Source organism: Streptomyces sp. NPDC028907, assembly GCF_055564995.1.
The window spans coordinates 87,114-110,828 of the sequence record NZ_JBVHVE010000021.1 but is presented as its reverse complement, the minus strand read 5'-3'; the positions used below and the strand labels follow the sequence as shown (position 1 = coordinate 110,828).

25 protein-coding genes are annotated in these 23,715 nt (G+C 67.8%); 6 read left to right on the top strand and 19 right to left on the bottom strand.

Annotated elements, in window-relative coordinates; all coding sequences use genetic code 11:
- Nucleotides 1–9 precede the first annotated feature (9 nt).
- On the top strand, nucleotides 10–783 hold the full coding sequence (locus tag ACZ4UU_RS41060; protein ID WP_471908545.1) for a glycosyltransferase family 2 protein: 774 nt from the start codon (nucleotides 10–12) through the stop codon (nucleotides 781–783).
- A 139-nt stretch (nucleotides 784–922) separates the two neighbouring features.
- On the opposite strand, the gene ACZ4UU_RS41055 is transcribed toward ACZ4UU_RS41060, so the two are convergent.
- The 7 genes from ACZ4UU_RS41055 to ACZ4UU_RS41025 all read right to left on the bottom strand — a co-directional run bounded on the left by ACZ4UU_RS41055 (nucleotide 923) and on the right by ACZ4UU_RS41025 (nucleotide 5,557).
- Nucleotides 923–1,747 (bottom strand): TauD/TfdA family dioxygenase, encoded by an 825-nt coding sequence (locus ACZ4UU_RS41055; protein WP_471908544.1) that lies wholly within the window; start codon nucleotides 1,745–1,747, stop codon nucleotides 923–925.
- Between the two features lie 551 nt (nucleotides 1,748–2,298).
- Nucleotides 2,299–2,742 carry a DUF6082 family protein gene (locus ACZ4UU_RS41050; RefSeq protein WP_471908543.1) on the bottom strand — a complete coding sequence of 148 codons (444 nt, stop codon included), beginning with the start codon at nucleotides 2,740–2,742 and terminating at the stop codon, nucleotides 2,299–2,301.
- Nucleotides 2,739–3,158 carry a DUF6415 family natural product biosynthesis protein gene (locus tag ACZ4UU_RS41045; protein ID WP_471908542.1) on the bottom strand — a complete coding sequence of 140 codons (420 nt, stop codon included), beginning with the start codon at nucleotides 3,156–3,158 and terminating at the stop codon, nucleotides 2,739–2,741. The genes ACZ4UU_RS41050 and ACZ4UU_RS41045 overlap by 4 nt, the downstream gene beginning before the upstream one ends.
- Nucleotides 3,146–3,610, bottom strand: coding sequence for a hypothetical protein (locus tag ACZ4UU_RS41040; RefSeq protein ID WP_471908541.1), 465 nt, complete (start codon nucleotides 3,608–3,610; stop codon nucleotides 3,146–3,148). The genes ACZ4UU_RS41045 and ACZ4UU_RS41040 overlap by 13 nt, the downstream gene beginning before the upstream one ends.
- A 375-nt stretch (nucleotides 3,611–3,985) precedes the next feature.
- Entirely contained in the window at nucleotides 3,986–4,576 is a 591-nt protein-coding gene (locus ACZ4UU_RS41035; protein ID WP_471908540.1) for a DUF6624 domain-containing protein, read from the bottom strand.
- Nucleotides 4,577–4,640: 64 nt separating this feature from the next.
- Nucleotides 4,641–5,123, bottom strand: a complete 483-nt coding sequence (locus tag ACZ4UU_RS41030) for a hypothetical protein (RefSeq protein ID WP_471908539.1) — start codon at nucleotides 5,121–5,123, stop codon at nucleotides 4,641–4,643.
- Nucleotides 5,123–5,557, bottom strand: coding sequence for an ATP-binding protein (locus tag ACZ4UU_RS41025; RefSeq protein WP_471908538.1), 435 nt, complete (start codon nucleotides 5,555–5,557; stop codon nucleotides 5,123–5,125). The genes ACZ4UU_RS41030 and ACZ4UU_RS41025 overlap by 1 nt, the downstream gene beginning before the upstream one ends.
- Before the next feature lie 218 nt (nucleotides 5,558–5,775).
- On the opposite strand from ACZ4UU_RS41025, the gene ACZ4UU_RS41020 reads away from it, so the two are divergent.
- Together ACZ4UU_RS41020 and ACZ4UU_RS41015 are read left to right on the top strand one after the other, a co-directional pair.
- Nucleotides 5,776–6,567: an aminotransferase class IV family protein gene (locus tag ACZ4UU_RS41020; protein WP_471908537.1), complete on the top strand. Its 792-nt coding sequence runs from the start codon at nucleotides 5,776–5,778 to the stop codon at nucleotides 6,565–6,567.
- A 15-nt stretch (nucleotides 6,568–6,582) separates the two neighbouring features.
- Nucleotides 6,583–7,503, top strand: coding sequence for an SUMF1/EgtB/PvdO family nonheme iron enzyme (locus ACZ4UU_RS41015; RefSeq protein ID WP_471908536.1), 921 nt, complete (start codon nucleotides 6,583–6,585; stop codon nucleotides 7,501–7,503).
- A 38-nt stretch (nucleotides 7,504–7,541) separates the two neighbouring features.
- Here ACZ4UU_RS41015 and ACZ4UU_RS41010 read toward each other — a convergent pair whose 3' ends face one another.
- Entirely contained in the window at nucleotides 7,542–7,937 is a 396-nt protein-coding gene (locus ACZ4UU_RS41010) for a hypothetical protein (protein ID WP_471908535.1), read from the bottom strand.
- 470 nt (nucleotides 7,938–8,407) lie between these two features.
- Between ACZ4UU_RS41010 and ACZ4UU_RS41005 the strand changes: the two genes are divergently transcribed.
- The 3 genes from ACZ4UU_RS41005 (at nucleotide 8,408) to ACZ4UU_RS40995 (ending at nucleotide 12,837) form a co-directional block, all read left to right on the top strand.
- Nucleotides 8,408–9,277, top strand: coding sequence for a helix-turn-helix domain-containing protein (locus ACZ4UU_RS41005; protein ID WP_471908534.1), 870 nt, complete (start codon nucleotides 8,408–8,410; stop codon nucleotides 9,275–9,277).
- 17 nt (nucleotides 9,278–9,294) lie between these two features.
- Nucleotides 9,295–9,516, top strand: coding sequence for a DUF397 domain-containing protein (locus ACZ4UU_RS41000; protein WP_471908533.1), 222 nt, complete (start codon nucleotides 9,295–9,297; stop codon nucleotides 9,514–9,516).
- A 225-nt stretch (nucleotides 9,517–9,741) separates the two neighbouring features.
- Nucleotides 9,742–12,837, top strand: a complete 3,096-nt coding sequence (locus ACZ4UU_RS40995) for an NACHT domain-containing protein (RefSeq protein WP_471908532.1) — start codon at nucleotides 9,742–9,744, stop codon at nucleotides 12,835–12,837.
- A 399-nt stretch (nucleotides 12,838–13,236) separates the two neighbouring features.
- Here ACZ4UU_RS40995 and ACZ4UU_RS40990 read toward each other — a convergent pair whose 3' ends face one another.
- The 11 genes from ACZ4UU_RS40990 to ACZ4UU_RS40940 all read right to left on the bottom strand — a co-directional run bounded on the left by ACZ4UU_RS40990 (nucleotide 13,237) and on the right by ACZ4UU_RS40940 (nucleotide 23,715).
- Complete coding sequence (locus ACZ4UU_RS40990) at nucleotides 13,237–13,746, bottom strand: hypothetical protein (RefSeq protein WP_471908531.1); 510 nt, start codon at nucleotides 13,744–13,746, stop codon at nucleotides 13,237–13,239.
- Nucleotides 13,743–15,077 carry a type IV secretory system conjugative DNA transfer family protein gene (locus ACZ4UU_RS40985; RefSeq protein ID WP_471908530.1) on the bottom strand — a complete coding sequence of 445 codons (1,335 nt, stop codon included), beginning with the start codon at nucleotides 15,075–15,077 and terminating at the stop codon, nucleotides 13,743–13,745. Before ACZ4UU_RS40985 ends, ACZ4UU_RS40990 begins: the two co-directional genes overlap by 4 nt.
- 153 nt (nucleotides 15,078–15,230) lie before the next feature.
- Nucleotides 15,231–15,485: a hypothetical protein gene (locus ACZ4UU_RS40980; protein ID WP_471908529.1), complete on the bottom strand. Its 255-nt coding sequence runs from the start codon at nucleotides 15,483–15,485 to the stop codon at nucleotides 15,231–15,233.
- 8 nt (nucleotides 15,486–15,493) lie between these two features.
- Nucleotides 15,494–15,880, bottom strand: coding sequence for a DUF6238 family protein (locus ACZ4UU_RS40975; protein ID WP_471908528.1), 387 nt, complete (start codon nucleotides 15,878–15,880; stop codon nucleotides 15,494–15,496).
- On the bottom strand, nucleotides 15,877–17,313 hold the full coding sequence (locus ACZ4UU_RS40970; protein ID WP_471908527.1) for an ATP/GTP-binding protein: 1,437 nt from the start codon (nucleotides 17,311–17,313) through the stop codon (nucleotides 15,877–15,879). The genes ACZ4UU_RS40975 and ACZ4UU_RS40970 overlap by 4 nt, the downstream gene beginning before the upstream one ends.
- On the bottom strand, nucleotides 17,310–18,836 hold the full coding sequence (locus tag ACZ4UU_RS40965) for an SCO6880 family protein (RefSeq protein WP_471908526.1): 1,527 nt from the start codon (nucleotides 18,834–18,836) through the stop codon (nucleotides 17,310–17,312). Before ACZ4UU_RS40965 ends, ACZ4UU_RS40970 begins: the two co-directional genes overlap by 4 nt.
- Nucleotides 18,837–18,839: 3 nt before the next feature.
- Nucleotides 18,840–20,480 carry a hypothetical protein gene (locus ACZ4UU_RS40960; protein ID WP_471908525.1) on the bottom strand — a complete coding sequence of 547 codons (1,641 nt, stop codon included), beginning with the start codon at nucleotides 20,478–20,480 and terminating at the stop codon, nucleotides 18,840–18,842.
- Complete coding sequence (locus ACZ4UU_RS40955) at nucleotides 20,461–21,774, bottom strand: DUF8175 domain-containg protein (RefSeq protein ID WP_471908524.1); 1,314 nt, start codon at nucleotides 21,772–21,774, stop codon at nucleotides 20,461–20,463. Before ACZ4UU_RS40955 ends, ACZ4UU_RS40960 begins: the two co-directional genes overlap by 20 nt.
- Nucleotides 21,775–21,777: 3 nt before the next feature.
- Entirely contained in the window at nucleotides 21,778–22,116 is a 339-nt protein-coding gene (locus ACZ4UU_RS40950; protein WP_471908523.1) for a hypothetical protein, read from the bottom strand.
- Nucleotides 22,117–22,182: 66 nt separating this feature from the next.
- On the bottom strand, nucleotides 22,183–22,554 hold the full coding sequence (locus ACZ4UU_RS40945; RefSeq protein ID WP_471908522.1) for an SH3 domain-containing protein: 372 nt from the start codon (nucleotides 22,552–22,554) through the stop codon (nucleotides 22,183–22,185).
- A 183-nt stretch (nucleotides 22,555–22,737) separates the two neighbouring features.
- Nucleotides 22,738–23,715, bottom strand: a complete 978-nt coding sequence (locus tag ACZ4UU_RS40940; protein WP_471908521.1) for a C40 family peptidase — start codon at nucleotides 23,713–23,715, stop codon at nucleotides 22,738–22,740.

Below are 23,715 nucleotides of genomic sequence, written 5' to 3'. Positions count from 1 at the left end.
AGAAGCGCTGTGCCCCTGGTGTCCGTCGTGATGCCCGTGTACAACTCGGCAGCCACCCTCGGCGCAGCCGTCCGATCGGTGCTCACGCAGACCCACAGCGACCTGGAGCTTCTGGTCACCGATGACCAGTCCTCCGATGGCTCCATGGACCTGCTCCGCGAGTTCGCCGAGCAGGACGAGCGCGTCCTGCCGGAATCGGCACCCGAACAGGGCGGTGCGGGCCGGGCCCGCAACCTTGCGATCGAGCGTGCCCGCGGGGACTACGTGGCCTTTCTCGACAGCGACGACATGTGGCTTCCGGAGAAGACCGAGAAGCAGCTCGCCTTCGCTTCGGAGGCCACTGCGCCTTTGACGTTCACCTCGTACTTCAAGATGGACGCCGACTACGACGGCGAGAGCACCGACTGGGTCCCGAACGGGCGGGTGATCCGTGCGCGGGAGCACGTGGACTACCGCGCGATGCTGCGTCGGGACTACATCGGCGCCTTGACGGCCATGTACGACCGCAATGTCCTGGGCACGAGGCTGATGCCGGAGATGCGCAAGCGCCAGGACTACGCGCTGTGGTTGAGCATCATGCGGGACGGCTCGGAGGCCCAGGGCCTGGCTGAGCCGCTTGCGGTGTACAGGGCCCACCAGGCGGGATCGCTGTCCTCCAACAAGCTGTCGCTCGTGCAATACAACTGGGCCCTGTACCGCGAGCACGAGCATCTGTCGGTCCCACGGGCGTCGCGGGCGCTGGCCGGCGCTGTGTGGCAGTCGCTGCGCAACTCCCGCATCTAGGTCCGCGCACGGGCTCGGGGAGCCCGGTACGCGACTGTTTCCGGGGGTACCCGACCGGGCCCCGCCCCGTGGCCGTGCCGCGTGATCGAGGGCTGGACCCCGGGGTGGGACTCGGTGGGTCATCGGTGCTGTCGGCCGACTACGCGGCCGAGCCATCGCCGGCCCTCGGGCGCAGGAACAACTGAAGGAGCAGCCGCCGACCGGCCTCTGGGACGGTCTCCTGACCGCCGTGGAGCGCCTCCCGACCGTGCAGGAAGCGGCGCTGGTTCACGATGAGGTAGTCCCCGGGCTGGAGCATGAAGGAGACCTGACCCCGGACCAGCTCCTCGGCGAGCTCCCTGGCGGCGTCGGCGTGTACTTGGCCGAGCTCGGACCTCTCCAGCATCTTGGCGGTGAACCGGACGAACCCCTCGCCCGGGTCGGAGCCGTCCAGGATCGGGAACGGCTTGTACTCCTCGCCCACGCCGAACAGGTCGAAGAAGGTCCCGTAGTGGTAGGCCGACTCGGCCAGCAGGGCGCGGCTGTCCTCCGACAACCGCGCCACCGCCGCGTGGGCGTCGGAGAGGATGCTGGGGCCGCCGCCGAGCGGGTCGGGGCGAACGCACAGGAGCGTGGTGTAGTCCGGGGGCAGGGTCGCGTTCACCAGGTCCATGTGAAAGGCGTTGTACCCGATGCCGCTGGACTTGCCGGGGTCCTTGTCGATCTTGACGCCGATGTCCTTCCACAGGGGCCACCGTGGGAAGGGCGAGAAGGGGATCGCCACCTCGGCGGCGAAGGCCGTCGCAAGCCGCAGGAACCGGTCGTCGTCGGTCCCCAGCGCCTTGGCGAGGTTCCCCAGCTGCAGCACCGCGTATCCGCCGCCCTCCCCGGTCAGTGCGTGGCGCAGCGTTGCGGTGGTCTCCGCGAACCGCGGGGTGGCCGTCAGCTCGGTCCGGTACCGCTCCACGAACCATCCAGCTTCCACGTCGGGAGGGGAAGGTCGATCAGAGCGGCTTCGAGTTCGCTCGGGATGTCGATGAACACGCGGAGCTTCCTTCTCTCTTAGGGTCTCGGGGGCGACCCGGAGCTCTTGTGACCGCCCCCCGAAGGTCCACTGCTGTTCTCTCGTTCAGGCGGTCGAGCGTGGGGAGAGCCAGTGGGAGGGGCTCTCCCCACGCGCTTCTTCCGGTGCCGAGCCTTCTTTCAGGTCTGGTCGCCGGGTGGTGCACCCGCCTGTCTCCAGGCAGGTCGTCTCGTCAGCTCGCGCACAGCGTTTACTGGCCCTCGCGGCGTTCGCCGTTCCGGCCGGCGCCTGCCTCGATGTTCCAGACGGCGACGTCGACGGTGCTGGCGTCCATGAGGTCCCTTCAGCCCTGGGTTCGATAACTACGTGTGGCGAGTTGAGTTGATGGGCCAGCCCCTGGCTCCACACGGAGGGCGGCCGGGGCGCGACGTCACGGCGCCGCCTCCTCCACTGCGGTCTTTGGGTCCTCTATGCACGGGCACAGTGGTCCATACGACCGCGAGGCCCCAGCCCTAGACGGAGGCAGGCTCCAGGTCACCGACCGCGGCGGTGTACTCGTCGTCGAGGATCGAGTTGAACGCGTGGTCGGTGCGGTCCATCGCCTCCTCCTCACGGAAGGCGCCGGACCGGGCCCAGTACGCCCGGTAGGGAGCGCGCTCCATCAGCGCGCGGGCTTGCACACGAAGCGCTGCTCTGTCGAGCAGGCCCACGCGGAACTTGACGGACAGGAAGCTGATCAGCCGGTTGCAGTGCATCAGGCTGACGTTCTCCTCGTCGGACAGGCCGTTGGCCGCCCAGATCGCCCGGTGCTCGGGGGCAGCGGCGATGTCAGCGAGCAGTTGCTGGTGCATCTGCGCGGTGTCCAGCGCGAGCCGCTGCCGGTGCCGGCGTTCGGCGAGCCAGAGCCCGGCAGCCCCCACGGCGGAGGCGACGAGGACGGCGTGCGGGATCTTCATTGTTGGCCTTTCGTGGTGGCGTGCAGCGGATTCAGGCGCGCGACGCGCGCTCGCTCCTCGCGGACTTGTTCGGTGGCGTGGTTTAGGGCCTGGACGAGGCGGGCGAGGTTCTGCGCGCGGTGCGTGGCCGACCGCGGGGCGGCGCTCCGGGCCAGGGGCTTCAGGTTGAGGCGCCCCGCTGCTTCGCCGAGAGTGGCCTGTGCACCGATGCCAGCGTCCGAGTCGGCGGGGATGCTGAGGCGTTGGGTGCGCAGCTCGTCGGAGACCATCCGGCCGTAGCGGGTGAACTCCTCGGCCATGTCCAGAGCAACATCGACGGACGGGAGATCGGCCCCGTTCAGGTCCCATTCGAGCGCCGCCTCGACGAGCGGCAGGATCTCGGTCTTGTCGGGGACGGTGGGGCTCAACGCAGCCATGCGATCACCTGGTCTGGGGTCAAGATCTGGTACTGCCATGCCCGCGTGATGGCGTGGGCGCGGTTGCGGGCTTGCAGGTTCGTCAGCAGGTCGCGGCCGTCCCGGCGGACGATGTCGACCGGCCGCTTCAGCTCGGTGACCATCTGCGCGGCCGTCATTCCCCGGGCGATGAGCGGCACGATTTCGCGCTGTTCACGGGGCAGGTCCAGCTCCTCGGGGTTCAGCAGCTCCGGCCAATCAACGGCCCTAGTGGCGTAGGCGACGGCGAGCGCGGCAGCGTTCTCGGTCACGCCGTACAACTTGCGCTTGGCGAGCTTGAGGTAGCCCGCTGCCGTGCCCTCTCGGATCTTGAGGTCAATCGCGACCACGGCGAGGGTGCTGCCGTCGGCCAGGCCCTCAAGGACCTGCCGTTCCCTGGGCGCGAGGATGACCTTCGCGATGGCCGTGGTCACTGCTGTACTCCTTGGCGAGTGTGGGTGATCTGCTGACACAGCGCGGCGAACCGCAGTTCCTCGACGGCGGCCAGGCGGTATATGGCGGGTCTCGGCCGTCGACGGCGCCGCGACCACCGCAGGGCTGCGAGGGGGAGCACGGCGGGAACGATGCAACGGACGTGGCGCGCGGCGTTGGGCCGCTTCGCCCCCCATGGGGAGCAGACAGAGTCGTGTTCTCCCAGCCCCGGGCATTGAGCCGGGCCGTCAGGGCAGGCCAGACGTCCGCGATCGTCGCACCCTCGCTGCTCCGGCATGACCGGGAACGCGAAGGAGTAAACAGCGGTCCGGGAGTCGGCCTCGTCCAGGTCGACGGAGACGGGCTGGTGGTGGCCGTCATGCTGCGCTCCCCACCAGTACGAGCTGCGGACGGTCGTCTTCGTGGGACGGCTCGGTCTCCGCCTCGCGGCTGTGGCGCAGCCGCAGGGCTTCGTAGGCGGCGGCATGGGGCGGCAGGCCGACGCTTGCACGTCGGGCGTCGAGGTTCTCCAGATCCTGTGTCGGCAGCATCTGTATGCCGGCGAGGTCGCGCCGGCACTGCGTGCCGAAGGTCTGCGGTTGTCCGGCGTTGATACTGCACCGGTCGCGGAGGTGCGCCCATTGCTGGATCGGCGCTTCGCGCTGCTCTACCGCGGTGGCCAGAAGCCGGAGCGCGAGCTGTTGCAGGTCGGGGAAGTCATCGGCGTACAGGGCAAGTTGCCAAGCGGCTTCGGCGCCCTCGTCGCCGACCATGCTCTTGCCGGGCCATCCGTGTTCCGAGGCGATCCGCCTCAGCACCTGGGCGTCGGCGTGGTCGACGTGCCGTCCCATGTCGATCTCGGTGGGGCTCAGCAGTCCGCGGACGAGTTTCGTCCGGTGTTCCCGTGCCCGCTCGGCGCGGTCGATGAGATTGCGGGCGATGTCGGGCCGCAGTGGTGGTGTGGTCATCGTCAGACTCCGAACTGGAGAGTGATCGCGAGGCGACGTCCGCCGCTTGGCGTCGAAGTGCGGGTCATTCGTCGTCTCCCATCAGGTCGAGGAGGGCGACGATCGCGAGGGCGTACCGGCGTAGGTACGACAGCGCCTCGACCTCTGTCGGCCGTTCGTCACCAAGGGCGATAAGGCGGCTCATCTCCTCGGTGGGATACACCGCGACTCGGTGCGGAACGACGTGCTTGAGCTGGTGGGTGGCTCGGCGGAACCGGTTGGTGATCCGCACAGCGTCTTGCTCGCTCAGCGGCTCGACCTTGAGGGGCCGCGATCGGGGCAAGGGGAGGCCGAGACGGGCTAAGAGGCCGTCGTGCCTCCGGCTGGGGGCCGCGGAGGATGGCCGGTCGCTGAGGACTTCTTCGAGGGTGTCGATCAGGTCGTCGCTGATTCCCTCGGCCACGAGGGAGCGGGAAAGGACGTGGGCCAGCCTGCGCTTCGCTTCGTCTTCGGCGGAGACCGGTCGGCTCAGTAGCTCGGCGGCGGTGGCTAAGTCGATGGCAACCATTACGGCCTCCCCGATGGAAGGCGGAATGTGGCCCAGGTGGTTCGGCCGTCGTTGGTGACGCCCCATTTCCGTGCGAGGACGGTGACGAGCAGCAGACCGCGGCCCGACTCGTCGTCGTCTCCAGCAGTCCGCATCCTGGCCGGAGTCGGGTTGCCGTCGGTGACCTCGATGCGGACTTCGTCGTCGGGGTACCGGACTCGCAACCTGACGTCTCCCTCTCCGTGCTCGATTGCGTTGGTGACCAGCTCGGAGACGACGAGCACGATGTTCTCGGCCAGTTGCCCGCGCACGTTCCACAGCCCCAGGACGGCCGTGGTGATCCTGCGCGCCCGCCCAGCACAGCGCGGGTCCGACGCGAAGGCCATCTCGAAGGCGCGCGACGTCTGCGCCACCGGCTTCGCAGCAACCGGTGCGACGACTGCGGCGGGGCTCATCGGGGGCCTCCCAGGCGGGTGGTGTGGGGGAGCGTGCGCCACGCGGCGCCGTTGCGTCGCAGGGCACGCCTCGTCCTGTCGATCACGGGGCGTGTTCGCACGGTGACCAGCGAACACCGTGCGGTATTGAAGAGGGAAGGAAGTTCCAACGAAGTTGACTCGTCAGTAATGGCGTTCGGGGTGCCGGAGCCGGGGCCCGTCCTGACATGCTGGGCGGCATGGTCACACTTGACGAAAAGCCCGCAACCGCAGATGACTTGCTGCCTCTGGCGTTGACGAACTACGGACACTTCACGTCTATGCGTGTCGACACTGACCACAGCATCCGCGGCCTGACGCTGCACATGGAACGCCTCGTGCGGGACTGCAAGATCGTCTACGGTGCCGACCTGGACGCCGGCCGTGTCCGCGACCACGTCCGCGCGGCTCTGGACGGGCAGGTCGGACCGTGCGTCGTCCGCGTCACGATCTACGATCCCAGCGTTGAGCTGGGCCACCCCGCCGACGCCAAGAACCCGAGCGTCCTGGTCACCGTGCGCCCCGCTGGCAAACTCCCTCCAGCCCCGCTGCGCGCTCAGAGCGTGCAGTACGAACGTGACCTTCCCCAGGTCAAGCACTGCGGCCTCTTCGGTGCCCTGCACGCGCGCCGTGCGGCCCAGCTCGCTGGGGCCGAGGACGCGCTGTTCGTCGGCCGCGACGGCTACGTGTCCGAGGGCGGCACTTGGAACGTGGCCTTCATCGACGGCAACGGGAGCGTGGTCTGGCCGCAGGCACCTGTGCTGCCCGGCGTGACGATGGCCCTGCTCCAGCAGAACGCCACCGGCGTCGAGCACCGGACCGCCACCGTCACCGTCGACCAGGCCAAAGGCATGGCCGCCGCCTTCGCTACGAACACGTCCATCGGCGTCCGCGCCCTGTCGGCCATCGACGACCAGGAACTGCCGACCGAGCACCCCGTGCTGAGCGCACTCCGCGACACGTACCTGTCCATCCCCGGCGAAACGCTGTAAACGCAGGGGGCGAGCGTGACGACGGGGGTCACACGGTGGACCGGGCGGGAAGTCGCCCTGCTGCGCGAGGCACTGCGCATGAACGGCAAGGACTTTGCAACCAAGGTCGGCATTAGCTCCCGGCAGCTCGTGAACTGGGAGGGACGGGGTGACTCGATCAAGCCCAACCCCGGCAACCAAGCGGCGCTGGACACCTTGCTCTCCACATCGTCCCCCGATGCCCAGTGGCGGTTCGCCCAGCTCCTCACCGAGCAGGCCGCCGTGGGACACGACGAGCGCACCGAGGAGCTGCTGCGCCGCGACCCGCGCACCATGAGGCATCCGGTCGACGGGAAGGTCATGGTGTTGATCGAGGAGGGCATCTACCTGTCCGGTCCCGAGGACACCTCGATCTGGGTGGACGCGTACCGGATCGACGTCTACCCGACGACCAACCTCGACTATGAGCTGTTCACTCGTGCCACAGGGCACCGGCCCCCGCAGCACTGGCCTGGCCGGCGCTGCCCCAGCGCCCTGCACGACCACCCCGTGGTCTGGGTGACATGGCACGACGCTGAGGCGTACGCCCGATGGGCGGGCAAGGTGCTGCCGACCGTCCCCCAGTGGGAGAAGGCTGCTCGCGGCTCGAAGGGACACGCTTATCCCTGGGGTAGCGAGCCCACCGCCGCGAAGTGCAACACCGCCGAGTCGGGCATCGGCGGCACGACGCCGGTCGCCCGCTACCAGTCCGGCGTCAGCCCCTACGGGGTTTTCGACCTGTGCGGCAATGTGTGGGAGTGGTGCTCCACGCCGGGAACCGACGGGCCGGACCGCTACCAACTGAAGGGATCGGCGTTCAGCAGCCCGTTCGAGCGCGCCGCGCCGGCGCTGGAGAACGCAGCCAACGTCTCGATGAAGGACAACGACACCGGGTTCCGCTGCGTCACCGCCGTGTAGACCGATGTCGAGGGGCCGTCCGGTGCTCGCCCCCGGGTTCACGACTGCCTTCCCGCGGTCTCGGGCGTCACGAGTGCGACGAACCCGCCGTGCTCCTTGATCAGGGTGAGCTGGAGTTCGTACTCGTCGAGGTGCGGGCTGATGACTGAGTGCGTGAGCGCCACGGCCCCGTCGACGAAGCCGGCCCGGATCTGCTGGCGCACCGCGGACCAGCCAGGCCGCAGCAGCGGATCGGTCGCGCCGATGCGGTCCGTGAAGACCTGGAGCGTGCTGATCTGCCAGCCCCGGCCGAGCGCGTAATCCCGTGCCGCATTGAAAGAGTTCGTCGGCTCGTAGTCGTGCGCCGCGAGTAGGTACAGGCACACTCGCGGTACGCGCCCCACTGACTCGATGCGAGTGAGGTGCCCGTGGAGCACTTCGCGGCGGTCGTCCATGAGCCGGACCAGCGGGTCCTGTGCGACACGAACCTCGTCGGGATGAAACCGTGCGTGAAACGCACGTTCTTGGTCCGTCCAGTCCTGCCCTCCTCTGCGGAGGACGGTGATGCTCTGGCGCATTGCAGGCCTCGGCTCGTCCGGGGGAGTGGGGGTTGTGCCGTGCGGCCCGGCTCCCGAGGTCTCCTGGGCTGGCCCTCGCAGGCCGGGACCGCACACGATGCACGGGGACGCATGTCCCCATGGGCTGCGTGAACTGGGTTCACGATCAGCGCGCTCAACTACCGTGCTGCATGTGCGATTTACTGTGCAAGGGCAATCGCGAGAGCGCAGAAATTGGCAAATGCCTAAGCACAGGCAAGTGGTTGTTCAAGAGGGCACTGGGGGTGGAAGACTCACCGACACGACCCGCAACGGCACCGGACATAGAGCGTGTTGAGCACCGGCAGGACTGGGGAGAGGGTTACACAGTGGCAGCGAAGCGCGGGGCGACGTTCCGACGCAGGGAGCTGGGCAAGGAGCTGCGAAAGCTCCGGGACAAGAAGGGGGAGACGCTCCAGGAGGTCGCCAAGGCCCTGGGCTTCTCTCATACGAAGCTCGCGCGGGTCGAGATCGGCGAGAACGACCTCCCGCGTGTGAGCGACCTTGAAGCGCTCATCGACCATCTCGACCCGGATCTGCCCAGAGAGGATCTGGAGACACTTCTCCAGTTGCATCGCGAGTCGCTGAGCAAGGAACCGTGGACGCCGTACAAGGCGCACATGCCGTCGAAGATGCCTACGTACCGCGGTCTGGAACAGGACGCGACAGTGATGCGTGCCTGGCAGCCGGCCTTCGTCTTCGGCCTGTTCCAAACGGAGGGTTACGCGAAGGCTCTGTACCAGATCGCCAAGCCGGTGGATGAGACGACGAGCGAGTACATCGAGCAGAACGTCCGGCTACGGCTGGAACGGAAGGAGCTGATCACACGCTCGGATGACCCGCTAGAGCTACGCGTAATCATGGATGAGGCCGCCGTCCGGCGGATGGTGGGCGGCCCCGAGGTGATGCGCGGGCAGTTCGAGGAGATCGTGAAGCTGAGTGAGCTGGACAACGTGACTGTCCAGATCCTCCCTCACGACGTCGTGACCTATCGCTCGGAAAGCAACTTCATTCTGCTCGACTTCTCCGAGAGCCTTGACCCGGTCGTGCAATCCGACATGTGGAACACGATCAGCGTCACGGATGAACGACAGGAGGTTCAGCGGAATGTCCGCCGCTTCGATGCCATGCGCGACAGCGCCCTGCCCCCGGCTCGCACAGCCGGGTTCCTGGAAGCACTAGCCCGAGAGTGGAAGTAGCCATCAATACCAAGACCATGGCCCCGGATGTGGCCCCAGAGTCCGCCTGGTTCAAGTCGTCGTACAGCAACGACTCGGGCGGTGCATGCGTCGAGATCGCAGGGCTGACCAGTCTGGTCGGCATCCGCGACTCCAAGGACAAGACCGGCCCGGCCCTCGTGGTGCCAGCCACCGCCTGGTCCTCGTTCGTCGAGCTCGTGTGCTCCGGCGACGTCGACTTCGGCGTGGTCAATCAGTAGCGTCCAGACCAAGCGAAGAGTGGCTCGTCTCCCCCCGGCCCATAACAGGGGGAGACGGACCACGCTGGTACAGCCGTACCCACCGGGTTAGCGGAGCGTACCCCCCATGATCGGGCAGGAAGACGCCATGAGGGCAGCGCGCGTGTACTTGGCTGATGATCTCCGCCGATACGCGGAGTGCTCTGGCCTACCATGCCATTTGCTGAAACGGGGAGGGCGACGGCGATGCAAGGTCTCGAATTAGTGCTCGTCCGGCTGGCGTCGACGGTGGGCTCGATGCTCGCGAAGTCCGTACTGACGCCGAAGCCCGGGGCGGGGCTGGTGAGCGATCCGGTTCGGCCGCTGCCGAAGCCGGCGACACCGGAAAGACTGGCGCGGGTGCTGTCCGGCCGGATCGCGTCCGCGTACGGGTCGCTGCCGGAGCACGAGAGGCTTGCAGCCGTGGCGGCGGTTCAGGACACGTTCGCGGCGGCGGCCCCGCTCGACGCGAATCGCTTGTTCGCGGTGGACCTGGATCCCAAGCGGCTGGCAGCAGAAGTCCGTCGGCCGGTGACGGACCTGTCCGACCGAGCGGCCGAGTTATACGGGGAGTTACTGGGGCTGTGCTGTTCGCATGTCGTCGAGCAGCTCACCGCGCACGCGTCGTTTCCGGCGCGGGCGGCGGTCGAGCAGACGAGGAGGGCCGGCCGTGCGGAGGAAATGTTGCGCGACCTGCGAGGTCCTCGTCCCGAGGCGGTTGCGCTGGATTTCGAGGAGAGGTACGCGGAGTTCGTCGCCGCGACCCACTCGCGCGTGGAGCTCTTCGGAATCACGCTGGGGAGCAGAACACGCGCTGAATGGTCGTTGGACGCCGCGTACATCAGTCTCGCGGTCACCCATGAGCGGTTCGACGAGGCACCCGGGGAGGAACACGGTCTGCCGCGCACCGCACCGACCGCCATCAAGGTGGAACGTGCCCTGGCGGACTGCGGTCGACTGATGCTGCGCGGCCCGGCGGGGGCGGGCAAGTCGACGCTTGTGCAGTGGCTCGCGCTCAACGCGGCGAAGCGGAGCTTCGGTACGGAGCTGGCGGACTGGAACCGCTGTGTGCCCTTCGTGCTGCGGCTGCGGTCCTTCAACTCACTGGGCAGCCTGCCGATGCCGGAGGACTTCCTGGCCGCCTCGGGGGTGCCGCTGCAGCCACCCGCCGGGTGGGTGACGGAACTCCTCGACCGAGGGCGCGCGTTGGTGCTGGTCGACGGGGTCGACGAGGTCCCGATGCGGTTGCGGAGCCGTACGGAGAGCTGGTTGAGGTCACTGATCGCCGCGTTCCCGAACGCACGCTACGTGGTCACCACACGGCCGTCTGCGGTGCCCGAGAGCTGGCTGACGGGTCAGGACTTCACCGCGCACTCGCTCCTGCCGATGGAGCGGGACGACATCCACTCGTTCATCGGGCACTGGCACGACTCGGCACGTCGGGAATGCGCGGCCGACTCGGAGCGGGAGCTGCTGGACACGTACGAAGCAGGCCTGAAGGAAGCCGTGACGACACGCCGCGACCTGGGCCGACTGGCGACGAACCCGCTGATGTGCGCACTGCTCTGCGCTCTGAACCGCGACCGCCGTATGCAACTTCCCCGTGCACGCAAGGAGTTGTACGACGCGGCGCTGGACATGCTGCTGGTTCGCCGCGACACGGAGCGGGAGGTGGCATCCGTGGAGGGGGTCACCCTCTCCCGCGAGGAACAGACGGTACTGCTGCAACGCCTGGCGTACTGGCTGATCCGCAACGGCCAGGTCGAAGCGTCCCACGACGACGCGGTCGAGATGCTGGACGAGTGGCTGGCCACTATGCCGCGGGTACGCGAGCAAGGTGATGCCGCCAAGGTGTTCTCGCACCTGCTGATCCGCAGCGGCCTCCTACGCGAGCCAGTCCCGGGGTACGTCGACTTCGTGCACCGCACCTTCCAGGACTACCTGGGGGCGAAGGCGGCCGTCGAATCACGTGACTTCGGTGTCCTGGTGAAGAACGCGCACGACGACCAGTGGGACGACGTGGTCCGCATGGCAGTGGGGCACGCACGGGTCGACGAGCGGGGCCGGCTGCTCCGACAACTGCTGCGACGAGCCGGCAAGGTGCGCAGGCACCGGCACCGACTGGTGCTGCTGGCCGCGGCCAGTCTGGAACACGCGGCGGAGCTCGATCCGGTGGTTCGGGCGGAAATCGAGGCCCGCATGCAGGAGCTGGTGCCCCCCAAGACATTGTACGAAGCGGACGAACTCGCAAAAGTGGGCGAGCTCGTGCTGGAACTCCTGCCGGGTCCGGAGGGACTGGACACGACGGCCGCGAGCGCCGTCGTGCGTACCGCCGCGAAGGTGGGCGATGACGCCGGGATGGCGGTGATCGCGCGATTCCGGGAGGACACGCGTATGTCCGTAGTCGCGGAGTTCTGCCAATCCTGGTCCTCGTTCGACGCCCGGCGGTATGCGGACACCGTGCTTTCCGCCACGACGCCGGAGGCCTACGTACGGGTGTCCACCGCCGAGCAACTGGCGGAACTGCCACGGTTGCCACATCTCCGTCGGATCACCCTCGTCGGCCCCCATGGACTGCCCGCCGAGATCCTGGAACACCGGAACCTGGAGTATCTCTTCGTCTGTGACGACCCATCGCTGCGCGATCTGGCACCGCTGGGTGCGCTGCCTCACCTCACCACGCTGGTCCTCGCAGGCTGTCCGTCGGTGAACGGTCTCGTCCCCCTGCGCGGCCTCGGGATCGAGTTTCTCTCCGTGCATGACCTGGCTGAGGGCATGTCCCTTGCCGGACTCGACGGGCTGGCGGATCTTCGCCATCTGGCGCTCGGCTTCGCCGCCGGGGTGGCGGATGTCGCCGCCATCCCGGTCGAGAGTGCGCTCACTGGCCTTGTCTTCCTGCGCGGCGCCGCGCACATCGGCCTGCACGGACTCGAACGCTGGCCCGAGTTGAAGACTCTGGGGATCGCAGGAGACTTGCAGGGGGCCCAGTTGGCGAGCCGACACGAGGAGACCCAGCTGGTCGATCTGCACATCTACGACCAGACCGCACTCGATCCGGCGACACTGATACGGCACCGGCGGCTGAAGGAGATCCAGCTCAATCGCTGCCGGCTGACCACGGGACTCAATCCGCTCAAGGACCTCCCAGAGCTGACCCGCCTTGTCATCAGCAACGCCCCCGAGCCCTTGGACCTCACCCCGCTCGCGGAACTGGAGAACCTCACCGTTCACACGCTCTCCGGCGTAGCTCCGGTGGGCACCGAACACTTCCCACCCGAGCGACTCAACCCCAGACCAGACTGACCACGGACATCAGCAGGCCCACACCGACCTTCCCCGTACGCAGACGGGCTCGCTGCGTCAGCGGGTGGTTCGGACAGTGAATCATCTCCAGCCCTGGCTATCGGGGATCGCTTTTTCCAGCTCGGCCATCCATTTCCTGTCCGGCCTGCTTCGTGCCCGACGCCTGGAGCGCGGCAGCTGATGGCGTCGGTTCCCCCATGACGGGCCGGCCATGCTGGCCTGCCCACCTGCGGTGGGGTCATACCTTCGCACCAGTTGGCCGCTGGTTTCGGCGTTGGGACCATCACGGTCTACCGGCCCCGGGCTTGCCCCGAACGCTGCTACCTGCCCATCAACCGAATCGCTGGCGACGGCAGTACTACCCGGGCATGCACAAGACCTAAGGAATCGGGATCATCATCAGTGCGCTGTCTGCTCGGCTTGTCGCGCAGGCTCGGCTTCTTCGAAGCGCCGATCGGCTTGTGAGGGCCAGGCTTCGAGCTGGAAACGCGCTGGACGGTCCTCGTGCCGTCCGACCCGGCATTCATCGCCGGCCTTGCCGAGGGCCTTGTTCATTCGAGTGAGGAACCGGTCGTACTGCTCGTGCCAGATCAGGGTCGAGCCCGCGTCCGCATACGCATCGGTTCTCGCGAAGGCCAGGGCCGCGATCTCGTACCCCAGGCCCTCGTGCTTCATCCAGCACGGCGGGATGACGTCCTGCGGCTGCCAGGCATACCTCCAGTTCAGCCAGCGGCACACGGAGTCGAGCCAAGCGGGCATCGGCGCGATCAATTCGGCTGGCAGAGCCCCGAGATCCCAGGGAGCGGGGCCGTCGACCATGGACTCCTCCGCGCTCCGTTCCGCGATGTACTCCAAGATCAGCGCGGGCGGCTCGGGGAAGGGCTCGCATTGCGGACGGAGGTTCGTCATGCGGCAGCCGCCCCCTGGCGGCCAGTCCAGGCGGCAGCGTGAGCCTTGGCCTGGTTCTTCTTCGCCGTGGCCTGCCGTGAGCGCTCCGCCTCGTTGGCCGTTCGCAGGTCGCGGACGTGACCTTCGATCTCGGTCCAGGACTCCCAGGTCCACATGCCGTCGAGACGGGTGACGATGGGCGGGAGGTTGTCCGCGAGGACCAAGGCGTGACCTTCCGGCAGACCTCTGATCTCGTCTCCGCGCAGGACCGGTTCCAGTGCCATGTGCGTGGCGGTCGAGTGGCCGCCACGGTCTCCTCCAGTCGTGGTCTTCGTTGTCCGCTCCCGTTCAACCTGACCGCACAGGTCGGACATGTCCCTGAGGAAGGCAGGGTCCTTGTCCCCGCTGAAGACCACTACGTTGTTGGTGAACGCTGCCAGCTCTTTCGCCGTGTCCTCGCCGAAGCGGGCGCGGGCGGACGCCCAAGCCTGAAGCCCGTAGATGACCGTGATGCCTCGACCACGGCCGTCTGCGACGCGCTGACGCAGGCTGGGGATGGGCGCGATATTCGGCGCCTCGTCCAGAGCGGCGAGGAGGGCCGGGTCGAGCCGTCCGGCCGGGGAGGCGATGGCGTGATCCTCTGCAAGGTCGAGCAGGTCTTCGGCTATCGCTGTGGTCAGGGGTGCGACGCTGTTCACCTCCGAGTCCTTGCCGAGCAGGTAGATGGTGCCTTCTGCGTCAAGGAACTCGTGGAAGTCCGTAGCGTCCTCTCCATCGCCCTGGAGAGCGCGGATCACAGTCTGGTGCATGAACGGTTCCAGGGCCGCGTCGAGGGTCGAGGCGGTATTGCCGACGGTGCGGCTGTCTCCTGTGGTGGCAGTGCGGAGCATGTCCGCCCAGCCGGGGCCGGCGCCGGGATGGGCGTTGAGGATGCCAAGGGGGGCGGGGTCCGTGAGCTTGCGGGCCCACTTGAGCACCCAGTCGAGGTTGGCGCCGTCGAGGGCGGCGGCGTGGAAGAAGGCGGCGAGGATCTTGGATGCCTGCCCCTTGTAGAAGGCGCTGCCCTCGCTGGACTGTGCCGCGGAGCCGGGAGTTCGTGATCCCGCGACGAACGCCTTGGCCCTCATCATCGCGACCTCCGTTTCGGACGCGCCGTTGATCGGCGTCCAACGGAACTTCGGGAGGGAGGGCGCGATGTTCTGCGGGTCGAAGACCATGACGGGTCTGCCGTCACGCCACCGTGCGTCGAGGGTCAGTTCGACTAGGTCGGGCTTGGTCGAGGTGGCCAGGACCGGACCCGCCCAGTTGCGGATGGTCGGAGCGAAGAAACGCAGAGTCTTTCCGCTGCCCATGGGACCGATGACCCGGCATGCCTTGTCGGCGCGAGACCACAGCTCAACACCTTTCGGGCGTTGCGAGGTTCCCAGCGAATAGCCGAAGTCGTAAGGATCAGGGAGGTGGTGCATGACGTGCTCCGGATCAAAGTGGGGCGAGGAGAGGGCGGATCAGCGACCGGCGGAGCGGTCCTTCGCGAGGCTCACTGCTGATGCACGAGCGGGCTGGTCTTCACCGCGGGTGAGGGAAGGGCGGATCTCCGTGGCTCTCAGGACTGCCTTGGCCGACATCTGACGCTTCAGCTGCCCCTTGCTTGCGAATCCGGCATTGCGTCGGCCCCGGTTCATCAGGGCCCAGACCGTCACCAGGACCACCGCGCACACGACGGTCAGGGCGTACAGGGCCAGGGCGATCCCACTGGGCATGACGTCCACTACTCGGCCCTCCGTGCGACGCGGGCCGCGAGGTAGCGCATCCGCCGGCCGCAGAGCCGGGAGAGGGACACGTCGGGCCCGGCACAGCGCGGCGGTGCAGTGTGGAAGGCGCTGTGCAGGTCCTCGGCGGCTCGCCAGATGTGGGCGACGGCCGTAAGGACGCGGCCCCCGGTGGCTGAGTAGTCGCCGTGGTCCAGCACGGTGGCCAGCGCCTTTGTACGGTGAGCGAGTTCGAGAACTTCGGCGTGCAGCTGATCGATGCCCTGCCGTACCGAGTGCTCGTCGGCCGGGAACGTGGTCACGTCGGTGGCGATGGTCATGGAGGGGGCGCGCTCCGAATCTGCGTGGAAGGGGTCGGCGGCGGAGAGGTGGCGGTACCTGGTCATTCGGTGTCCGGGGATGTGCTGGCCAGGTCGGTCATCGAGCCGGAGGAGAAACACAGGTGCTGCTCGGCCTCGACCAGGAGGTGTTGAACGCCGGGATAGATGACCTCCCCGACCTTCCACAGAGCGATCCCGCGGCGCAGGCGCATGATGTGCTCCGCCGTCCAGGACGGCAGTCCCAGCCGGGACACCGTCGCTTCCGCCTCGGACTTCTTCTGCGAGTAGATGACGATGGTGTCCGCCATCTTCAGCGCCGCTTGGGTCTCCGGGCTGTCATCGATGTCCGACAGGTGGTGGACGATGAAAATGCAGGACAGTCCGTAGCCACGAGCGAATTTGAGGAACTTCTCCAAGAGTGAAGCGAGTTGGGGAGTTCCGAGAATGTGCCACGCCTCCTCGCAGACGAGGATGCGCTTGCGCTGGGTGTAGCGGCGGCAGCCCGATTCCAGGCTCGGCCCCAGTTCCCAAGCTCCGGAGTTCGCGTCGACCACGACGCGTTCGTGCTGTCCCGGTTCCCTCTCGCACTCGCACAGCGGACGCAGCCACACCTCTTCGAGGAACACGCTGATGACGGCGACGAGGATGGTCATGGCGACGCCGCCGGACGGGACCTTCGTCAGGTCGAAGACGATCATGTCGGCGTCGAGGTCTACGCCGAGGCTGGTCGGTCCGTCGAGCATGCCGGTGAGGTCGCCGGTCGCGTCCTGCTCGCTTCCGCAGAGCCGATCCAGCACGTACGACGCTTCCAGGCCGTCACCGAGGAGTTCGTCCCGTGTCCGTTGCTTGGCCGTGGCATCGGACTCCTCGGGGGACCGGAGCGCGGCGGCGACGTCCGCCAGGACCGGCGTGCGGCTGAGGCTGCCCGCCCGCTGATGGGCCCGGCGGATCGCGATGCGCAGTGCGGAGCCAGCGAACTCGTCCAGAGACTTCCCGAGGCCGAGTTCTACGATCGTCCGAACCAGCTCGATCTGCCGCTTGCCCGCGATGGCGGGGTCCATCGGGTTGATGCAGGAGGCACCGCGACCGCCCCCTGGGGCGAACTTCACGGGGGCCTTCCCGGTCAGCGAGCGACCGAGCGCGGCCCACTCGCCCTCTTCCCGCTCCTTCTGTTCCTTGGTGTCGAGCACGACCACCTGACGGCCGAGGCGGATCTGTCGTGCGGTGTAGGTCTTGGTGAGCGCCGACTTCCCCCGCCCGGTGTCGCCCATCACGATCATGTTCCCGCCGGGCAGACCGTCGCCGAACGCCGAGAATGGGCAGTAGATGAACGCCTTCCCCGAATACAGCTCCCGGCCGATGATCGCGCCCGCGGTGCCGAGGGTCGGCGGCGCGATGGGCAGGTACAGGGCCTGGCTGGTGGTCGTCTCCGTGTAGAGCGGGCGGCGTACCGTCTCGTACATCGGGGACAGCGGGGCGAGGTCGAGCAGGTCAGTCACTTGATGCCTCCGGCGAGGGGGAGAGTCGTGGCGAAGGCCCTTGCGTGTTCGAGGTCGAGCCATTCGATCCGGAGGTGTGCGTTACGGGCTCGGGAGGCGGTCGTCCGTTTCGTGCGCTCCAACTCCTCGGTGCTGCGGGCGGAGATGGTGATGTAGCCGACGACGGCGGAGCCGGCCGCGCCGGAGGAGGCCAGGGCCATGCCCCGTGATCCGGTGGCGTCCGCCGCGATCCGGTCGCGCGGGTCGATGTTCTTGCCGCGTTTACGGTCGCGGTCCATCTCCGCCTGGTTGTTTGTGTCCTCCGCGAGCATCCGTTCCACGGCCTTGTCGTTCGGCTCAAGCTGCTGCGTGATCGAGATGGTGCGGATCACGTCGGGCATCCCGATCAGCAGGGGCGACAGGAAGTCGGGGCCCACGGGCGTGGTGGGCCACCCGACGACGGCGGCCGTGGCGTGGAACCAGCTGTGGGTGGAGCCTGCGGCCCGGGTGGCGACGAAAGCCCCGTTGCGAACGTCGACGTTGCGCGGGAAGGCGTGCGCCTGCGGGAGGTCGGTGTCCCAGATGGCGTGGTCCGGGTCGTAGGAGTTGCGGATGAACGCGGTCATCCGGCCCTCGTCCAGAGGCGCGATCACGGAGAGGTCGGCGTCCTCCGCGCGGGACCACAGCTCTTCCAGGTAGGCGGCCATGGCGGCAGCGACCCCTTCGTCACCGGTGCCTCGGGCCGCGCCTTCGGCTGCCAGGTCGCGGGTGAACCTCGCGTGGATGGTGATGTAGTAGCGGTGTTCCTCCGCGGACGTGGATACGGCGTTGGCCAGGATGTCGTACGAGTCCTTCAGCCACTGCGGCGCGTCGGCCGTCGCCGCCGACTCGTCGCGCTGCGCGATGAACCGCTGGTGCGCGTAGGGGTCGGACTTCATCTGCCGGGCGAGGACCTGAACCCTCTTTACCGGGTGTTCCTCGACGTTGCCGAAGGCGTCGAGGAGTTCGCCCCAGCGCTCCAGGGCGACGACCTGTTCACCGACTTCCTTGCCACCGAGGCCGGGAGAGGCGATCTCCAGGGTGGCCGTGACGCACCCGGCCTCCGGCTGGAGGACCACGACGGCCTTCTGCCCACGGATCGTGACCGGCACCCACGTCATGCCGGTGATGCCCTCCGGCTCCGCGTGGGCTGCGTCCGGCGGGGTGCCGTCGCGTCCCACGCCGGCCTCGAAGGCCGGGGACACCCACACGCCGCCTGTACGGCGGAGCGCCTTGCGGTGATACCGGTTGATCCGCCACCAGCGGTAGAGCGTGCGCCGCTGGGACGTGCCCTTCGGCCGGTAGGGGGCGTACACGATGACCAGGGCGAGCAGAATCGGCAGCACGAGGCAGGCTGCGCCGATGGCCGTCACGCCGTTGAACAGGTAGCCGAGCAGGATGCCGGTGACCGCACCGCCACCGAGAACGACCTGTTCGCCGAGGTCGCGGCGGCCCACCAGCCCCGTGGGGCGGTGCTTTCCGAACTGATACGTACGAGTCGACATGGGTCACCGATCCTTGCTGGGGTTCGGACGTCCGGGTGCCTGCCCGCCCGACGGCCGCGACGGGGGCGGGGGCGTGACCGAGGGCCCGGAGCCCGAGGTGGTTCCTGATGCAGAGGAGGGGGAGGGGGAGGCAGGCGGCGTCGGGGAGGAGGCCGCCGGGCCGGGAGCCGGTGGCGAGGGCGGCTGTGCCGTACTCGGGCCACCGCTGGCTCCCGGTGGACGGCCGGACGCTGCGTGGCTGCCGGCCGAGGACCAGTCCGGAGGGGGGCTGACGACCGGGTCGGAGGTCGCTCCCCCGGGGCGAGCTGCGGTCGGGGCACCAGAGGTACCGGCGTGGTCGTCGCTGCCCTGCTGGCCTTCGGGCTGTTCGGGCCTGCCCCCGTTGGCGGCGTCGGTGCCCTGCATACCGGGAGAACTCGTGGCCTTGTTCTTCACCATGTCGACCCCGGCCTTGGCCACGGTTGCCCCGGCGGCGACCGGCCCGGCCACGGCCGTTCCGCCGCCCATTGCGGCGCCCGCCGCCTTGCTGCCAGCCGTCTTCGAGCTGCCGCCGACCAAGGAGTCCTGCACACGCGCCCCGATCGCACGGTTGGCGTGCTGGCCGGGACCGTCGATCGCGGCGGCCGGGCCAGAGGATTGGGCGCTCTTCCTGTCGTGGTGGAGCTGGGCCATCTCGTCGCCGAAGGCGGGCACCCACTTGTAGAGGGTGGCGCTCGCGAAGACGGCGAGCAGGAGGATCAGCGCACCGACCAGCGTCTTGGAGACCGCGTCGGACATGCTGCCCGAGGTGTCGCTGAGGACCGCGCCGCCGAGGCCGAGGAGGGCGAAGAGCACAGGTTTGCTCAGACCGATCGCGAAGATGGCGCCGAACCACTTCTTGCTCTTGTTCCACAGATCGCGGTCGACGAGCCCGGCGTTCACGACGGGACCGAGCGCGACGGCCACGTAGATGGCCGCGCTGCGGATCAGCAGCTCGATCCACATCAGCAGAGCGCCGAACATCATGATGAGGTTGACGACCAGCAGCTGACCCACACCCGCCACGGGGTTTGCTGCCATCGTCCTGAGGATGTTCTCCAGGAACGGCTTGAAGTTCGCGGTCGCGTAAGGCTCGAAAACGGCCGTGACCTCGTCAATGGCCTTCACCAGCAAGGCAATTGCACCCGGAGTCATCGCGTTGACTACGAACTGGAGGAGCAGGAAGCCGATCGCCTCGGAGACCGCGGTGGCCACGGCGACCCCGCGGACCGCCCTCTTGGCCACGGCGATCAGCCACAGGGCCACGGTGAGCAGGCTGGAGGCCGCGAAAATGATCGCGTACTGCTTCAGGAAGCCAGCCGACGTGAGATCGATCTTCGTCGTGTTCTGGATCAGCTCCAGCATCTTGCGCAGGAACCAGATGTTGGCCTCGGTGAGCTTCTGGAGCAGGAAGCCCAGCGGATCCGATACGAAGTCGATCGCCGCCTTCGCCTCGCACACCATCGGGATGTAGCAGAACGGATTGGCGACCGCAGAGGGCACGAACAGAAACCCGGTGATCACGTTGACCATGGCCACCGTCTGAATACGGCACCGCCAGCGGCTCGGCGTACCCCGTTCGACGGTCAGCAGCCCAGGGGCATCGTCACGCAGTCGCAGGCGCATTGCTGGCACCCCCCACGTCCGCGAAGCTGTCGGCCGGGTCCGCCTCCTGCATGGCCGGCGGCGACGGCACGAGCGGTTCGGACGGCGTAACGGCCGTCGCCTTCCAGGTGCCGTCCTCCCAGACCAGGTCCACGGTCATCCGGAGGAAGGCGACCTGCGGCCGCTGTGTCTCGTCCTTTCCGGCGACACCGCCCACAGACGCGGTCCAGACCTCGATGCTTGCGGCCTGGTCGGAGTACGAGATCGAGCGGGTGGCGAGCGCCGCCGTCCGTGTGATCAGTTGGCTGCCTTCGGCGGTCTTGCCGTCGGCACCGACCCCGCGGTTCTCCATGACCAGGCGGGCCGTCGAGTCCGCGTCTGACGTGACCGAGTGCAGCACGCTCGGCGCTGCGGTGGCCGTCAGCATCCGGTGCCGCCACTCCTCATCGGTGAAGAACCTCGGATCGCCGTAGAGCATGGTGGCGCTGACAGCGGCGGCACGGGCGCCGCGCTCGTTGCGTCCGTACGGTGCTGGGAATCCGTCCTGACCAGCCCAACCGCTTAGGACGGGGTCTTCTGCAGCGGCCGGTACGTAGTCGGAGAAGTCGCTCGTGACGTTGGACGACTGCCGCGCGTCGATCGGCGCGACCAGCCCGTTCGTGGTCGAACTGGCCTTCAGCTTCCAGTCGTTGGACTCCCAGGTGAGCGTGACCGTCACCGACTGGAAACCCACCCTTGGTGTCGCGTGCCTGGCCGCGCTACCGCGAACCGTCGTCGTCCACAGCCGGACCATCGCCCCATGAGCGTCGAAGCCCAGGATGTGAGCCGACAGGACGCCGGTACGGGCGATGGTCTTCTTCGCGGAGACCTTGGCATTGTCGCCCCGGAGTGCGCTGACCGCTTGACGGGCAGCGTGGTCAGCCTTCTTCGTCGACGTGCCCGCGGTGCCCTTGGCCGCCATGACCGACACGGCGCGGTGTCGGGCGCCCTTGCCCGTGAGGAAGGCAGAACTACCGCTCACTGTGGTGTAGTTGGCCGCCGCCGCCTTCGCGCCGGCCTGCGTGTGGGGGTAGCCCACGGGGACGCCGTGCACCACACGCACGCCCTCTCCGTTCGCCTGCGGTGCCGAGTGGACGGGTGCTGACGCTGTGGGCGCGGGGGCGGGCGGGTTGCCCGTGGCCAGGCTGACGATCACCCCGGCCGCGGTGACCACCGCTGCCCCACCGACGGCTATACCCCAGAGCTTCGCCGAGGGCTTGCGTGCCTCGGCCGCCTTCCTGGAGGAATCGTTCCTCCTTCGAGATCGGGAAGCCATGGGTCACACACCCATGCCGTACGTGATGGCGAAGATGGTGCCGAAAGAGGCCACGAGGAAGACACAGGTCAGGCCACCGACCATCATGCCCTTGCCGCGCGAGCTGTCCATGGTGGAGTGGCCTTCACCGAACCAGCCCTTGGACTTGCCGACGCCCGCGAGGAATGCGCCAGCGCCGACGACGAGGACGACGGCGGCGATGACACCCAAGATCACCTTCGCCGTGTTGCCGAGCTTCCCGAAGGGTCCCCAGTCCGGTTTTACGCCGGACACGACGTCGGCCCCCGCCGCGAGGGTCGAGTGCAAGGAAGGTTCGGCAGCGGCAGAAAGGAAGTTGTGCATATTGGTGCCCCTAATGCTTTGGATATCGAACGGGGTCGGGTTTCCTGGTGGCGGCGAATGCTCTAGTCAGGAGAGTTGCATCGGTGTGTTGATGTAACGTCGGGCCACCCAGCCCGTCTTGCCCTTGTTCGCGCCTGACTTCACCAGCACATGACCCCACGACTTCCCGCTGCCGGACGATCCGCGGGTGCAGGACCAGTAGACTTTCGTGTTCTTGGCGAGCTGCCTCATCGCGACGTACTTGGTCCCCGGCCCGCTGCGCAACTTCACAGTGGCAGAGACGGTGGTATTCAAACGCGCCCACTCGGTGCAAGCCTTCGTGCCGACAGTACTGACCACCGCGCTGGCCGGTGAGGTGGTGGTCGCTGTCACGCCAGCGACCACAGACAGGGCCAGCAGGCCTGAAGTGGTCAGACGCGCAGGGGTACGCAGATTCATGTAATTCCTACCTTCCAAGGATATTTGATTGGGTTGCTTCGGGCGTACGGAAACGGCGCCTGATCCAGCCGCGCAGCTGCGCCCTCATCGACCGGCGATGACTGGGGGACTGGCTGGATGTCAGGCGAGCTCCATGTGTGGGAGTTCACTGAAAGCGACATGGGACACGGGATTCCGAAGTGGTTAGCCGACGTGCCGCATCGCGATAATCTGCGGTTTCCAGTAAGTGAGAGATTTGATCCGGACCTTGGCCCCGGTGTGCGGGGCATCAATAACCTGGCCATTGCCGACGTACATGCCGACGTGCTCAGGCCCGGCGCTTCCGGGGACGCTGAACAGCAGGTCACCTGGGGCGAGTTGGGAGACGCTCTTGACGGCGGTCCCGGCGTGGACCTGGTCGTACGTGACCCGGGGGAGGTTTACGCCCGCCGCGGCCCAGGCCATCTTGGTGAGCGACGAGCAGTCGCAGCCGCCTGCACCCGTGTATGGGCTGACGCAGCTGCCGCCCCACCGGTACCAGGTGCCCAGGGCCGTCTTCGCGGCGGAGATCGCACGAGCCGCCCCCTTGCCGGCGGGAGCGTCCGGGCGGATGGCGTCCGCCCATTTCGAGGCCAGCGCACGGATGTTCCGCACGTAGTCGCGGGTCTCCGGGTACGGGGGGACGCCGCCGAACTTGATCACTGCGGGGCCGCCCGCGTTGTACGCGGCGAGCATGTTGTCCGTCGAGTCACCCGGCACGTTCTTGACCTCTCTGGCCAAAGTGCAGTCGTACGCGGCCTGTGCGGCGATGGCGTCGGCCGGGTTCCGGATGTCCTTGACTCCGTCCCCGTCACCGTCCTTGCCGTGCTGGGCCCAGGTCGCCGGCATGAACTGAGCGATACCGAGGGCGCCGACACGCGACTTCGCGTCGGAGTCGAACTTGCTCTCGGTGTAGAGCTGAGCCGCCAGGAGCGAGGCCGTGACCTGCGGACACTCGCCCGCGTGCTTGTTGATGAATTCGCGGACCCGGCCAGGAACGGGCGCGTCCGTCGTAATGCCGCCGCCCGCCCCGGTCTCCTGTGCGGAGGCGCTGTCGGCCCCGCCGAACGTGGTCAGCAGGGCGACACCCGAGATGACCCCGGCCGTGAGCAGTGCCAGACCAGCTTGTGTGCCCTTGTTCAT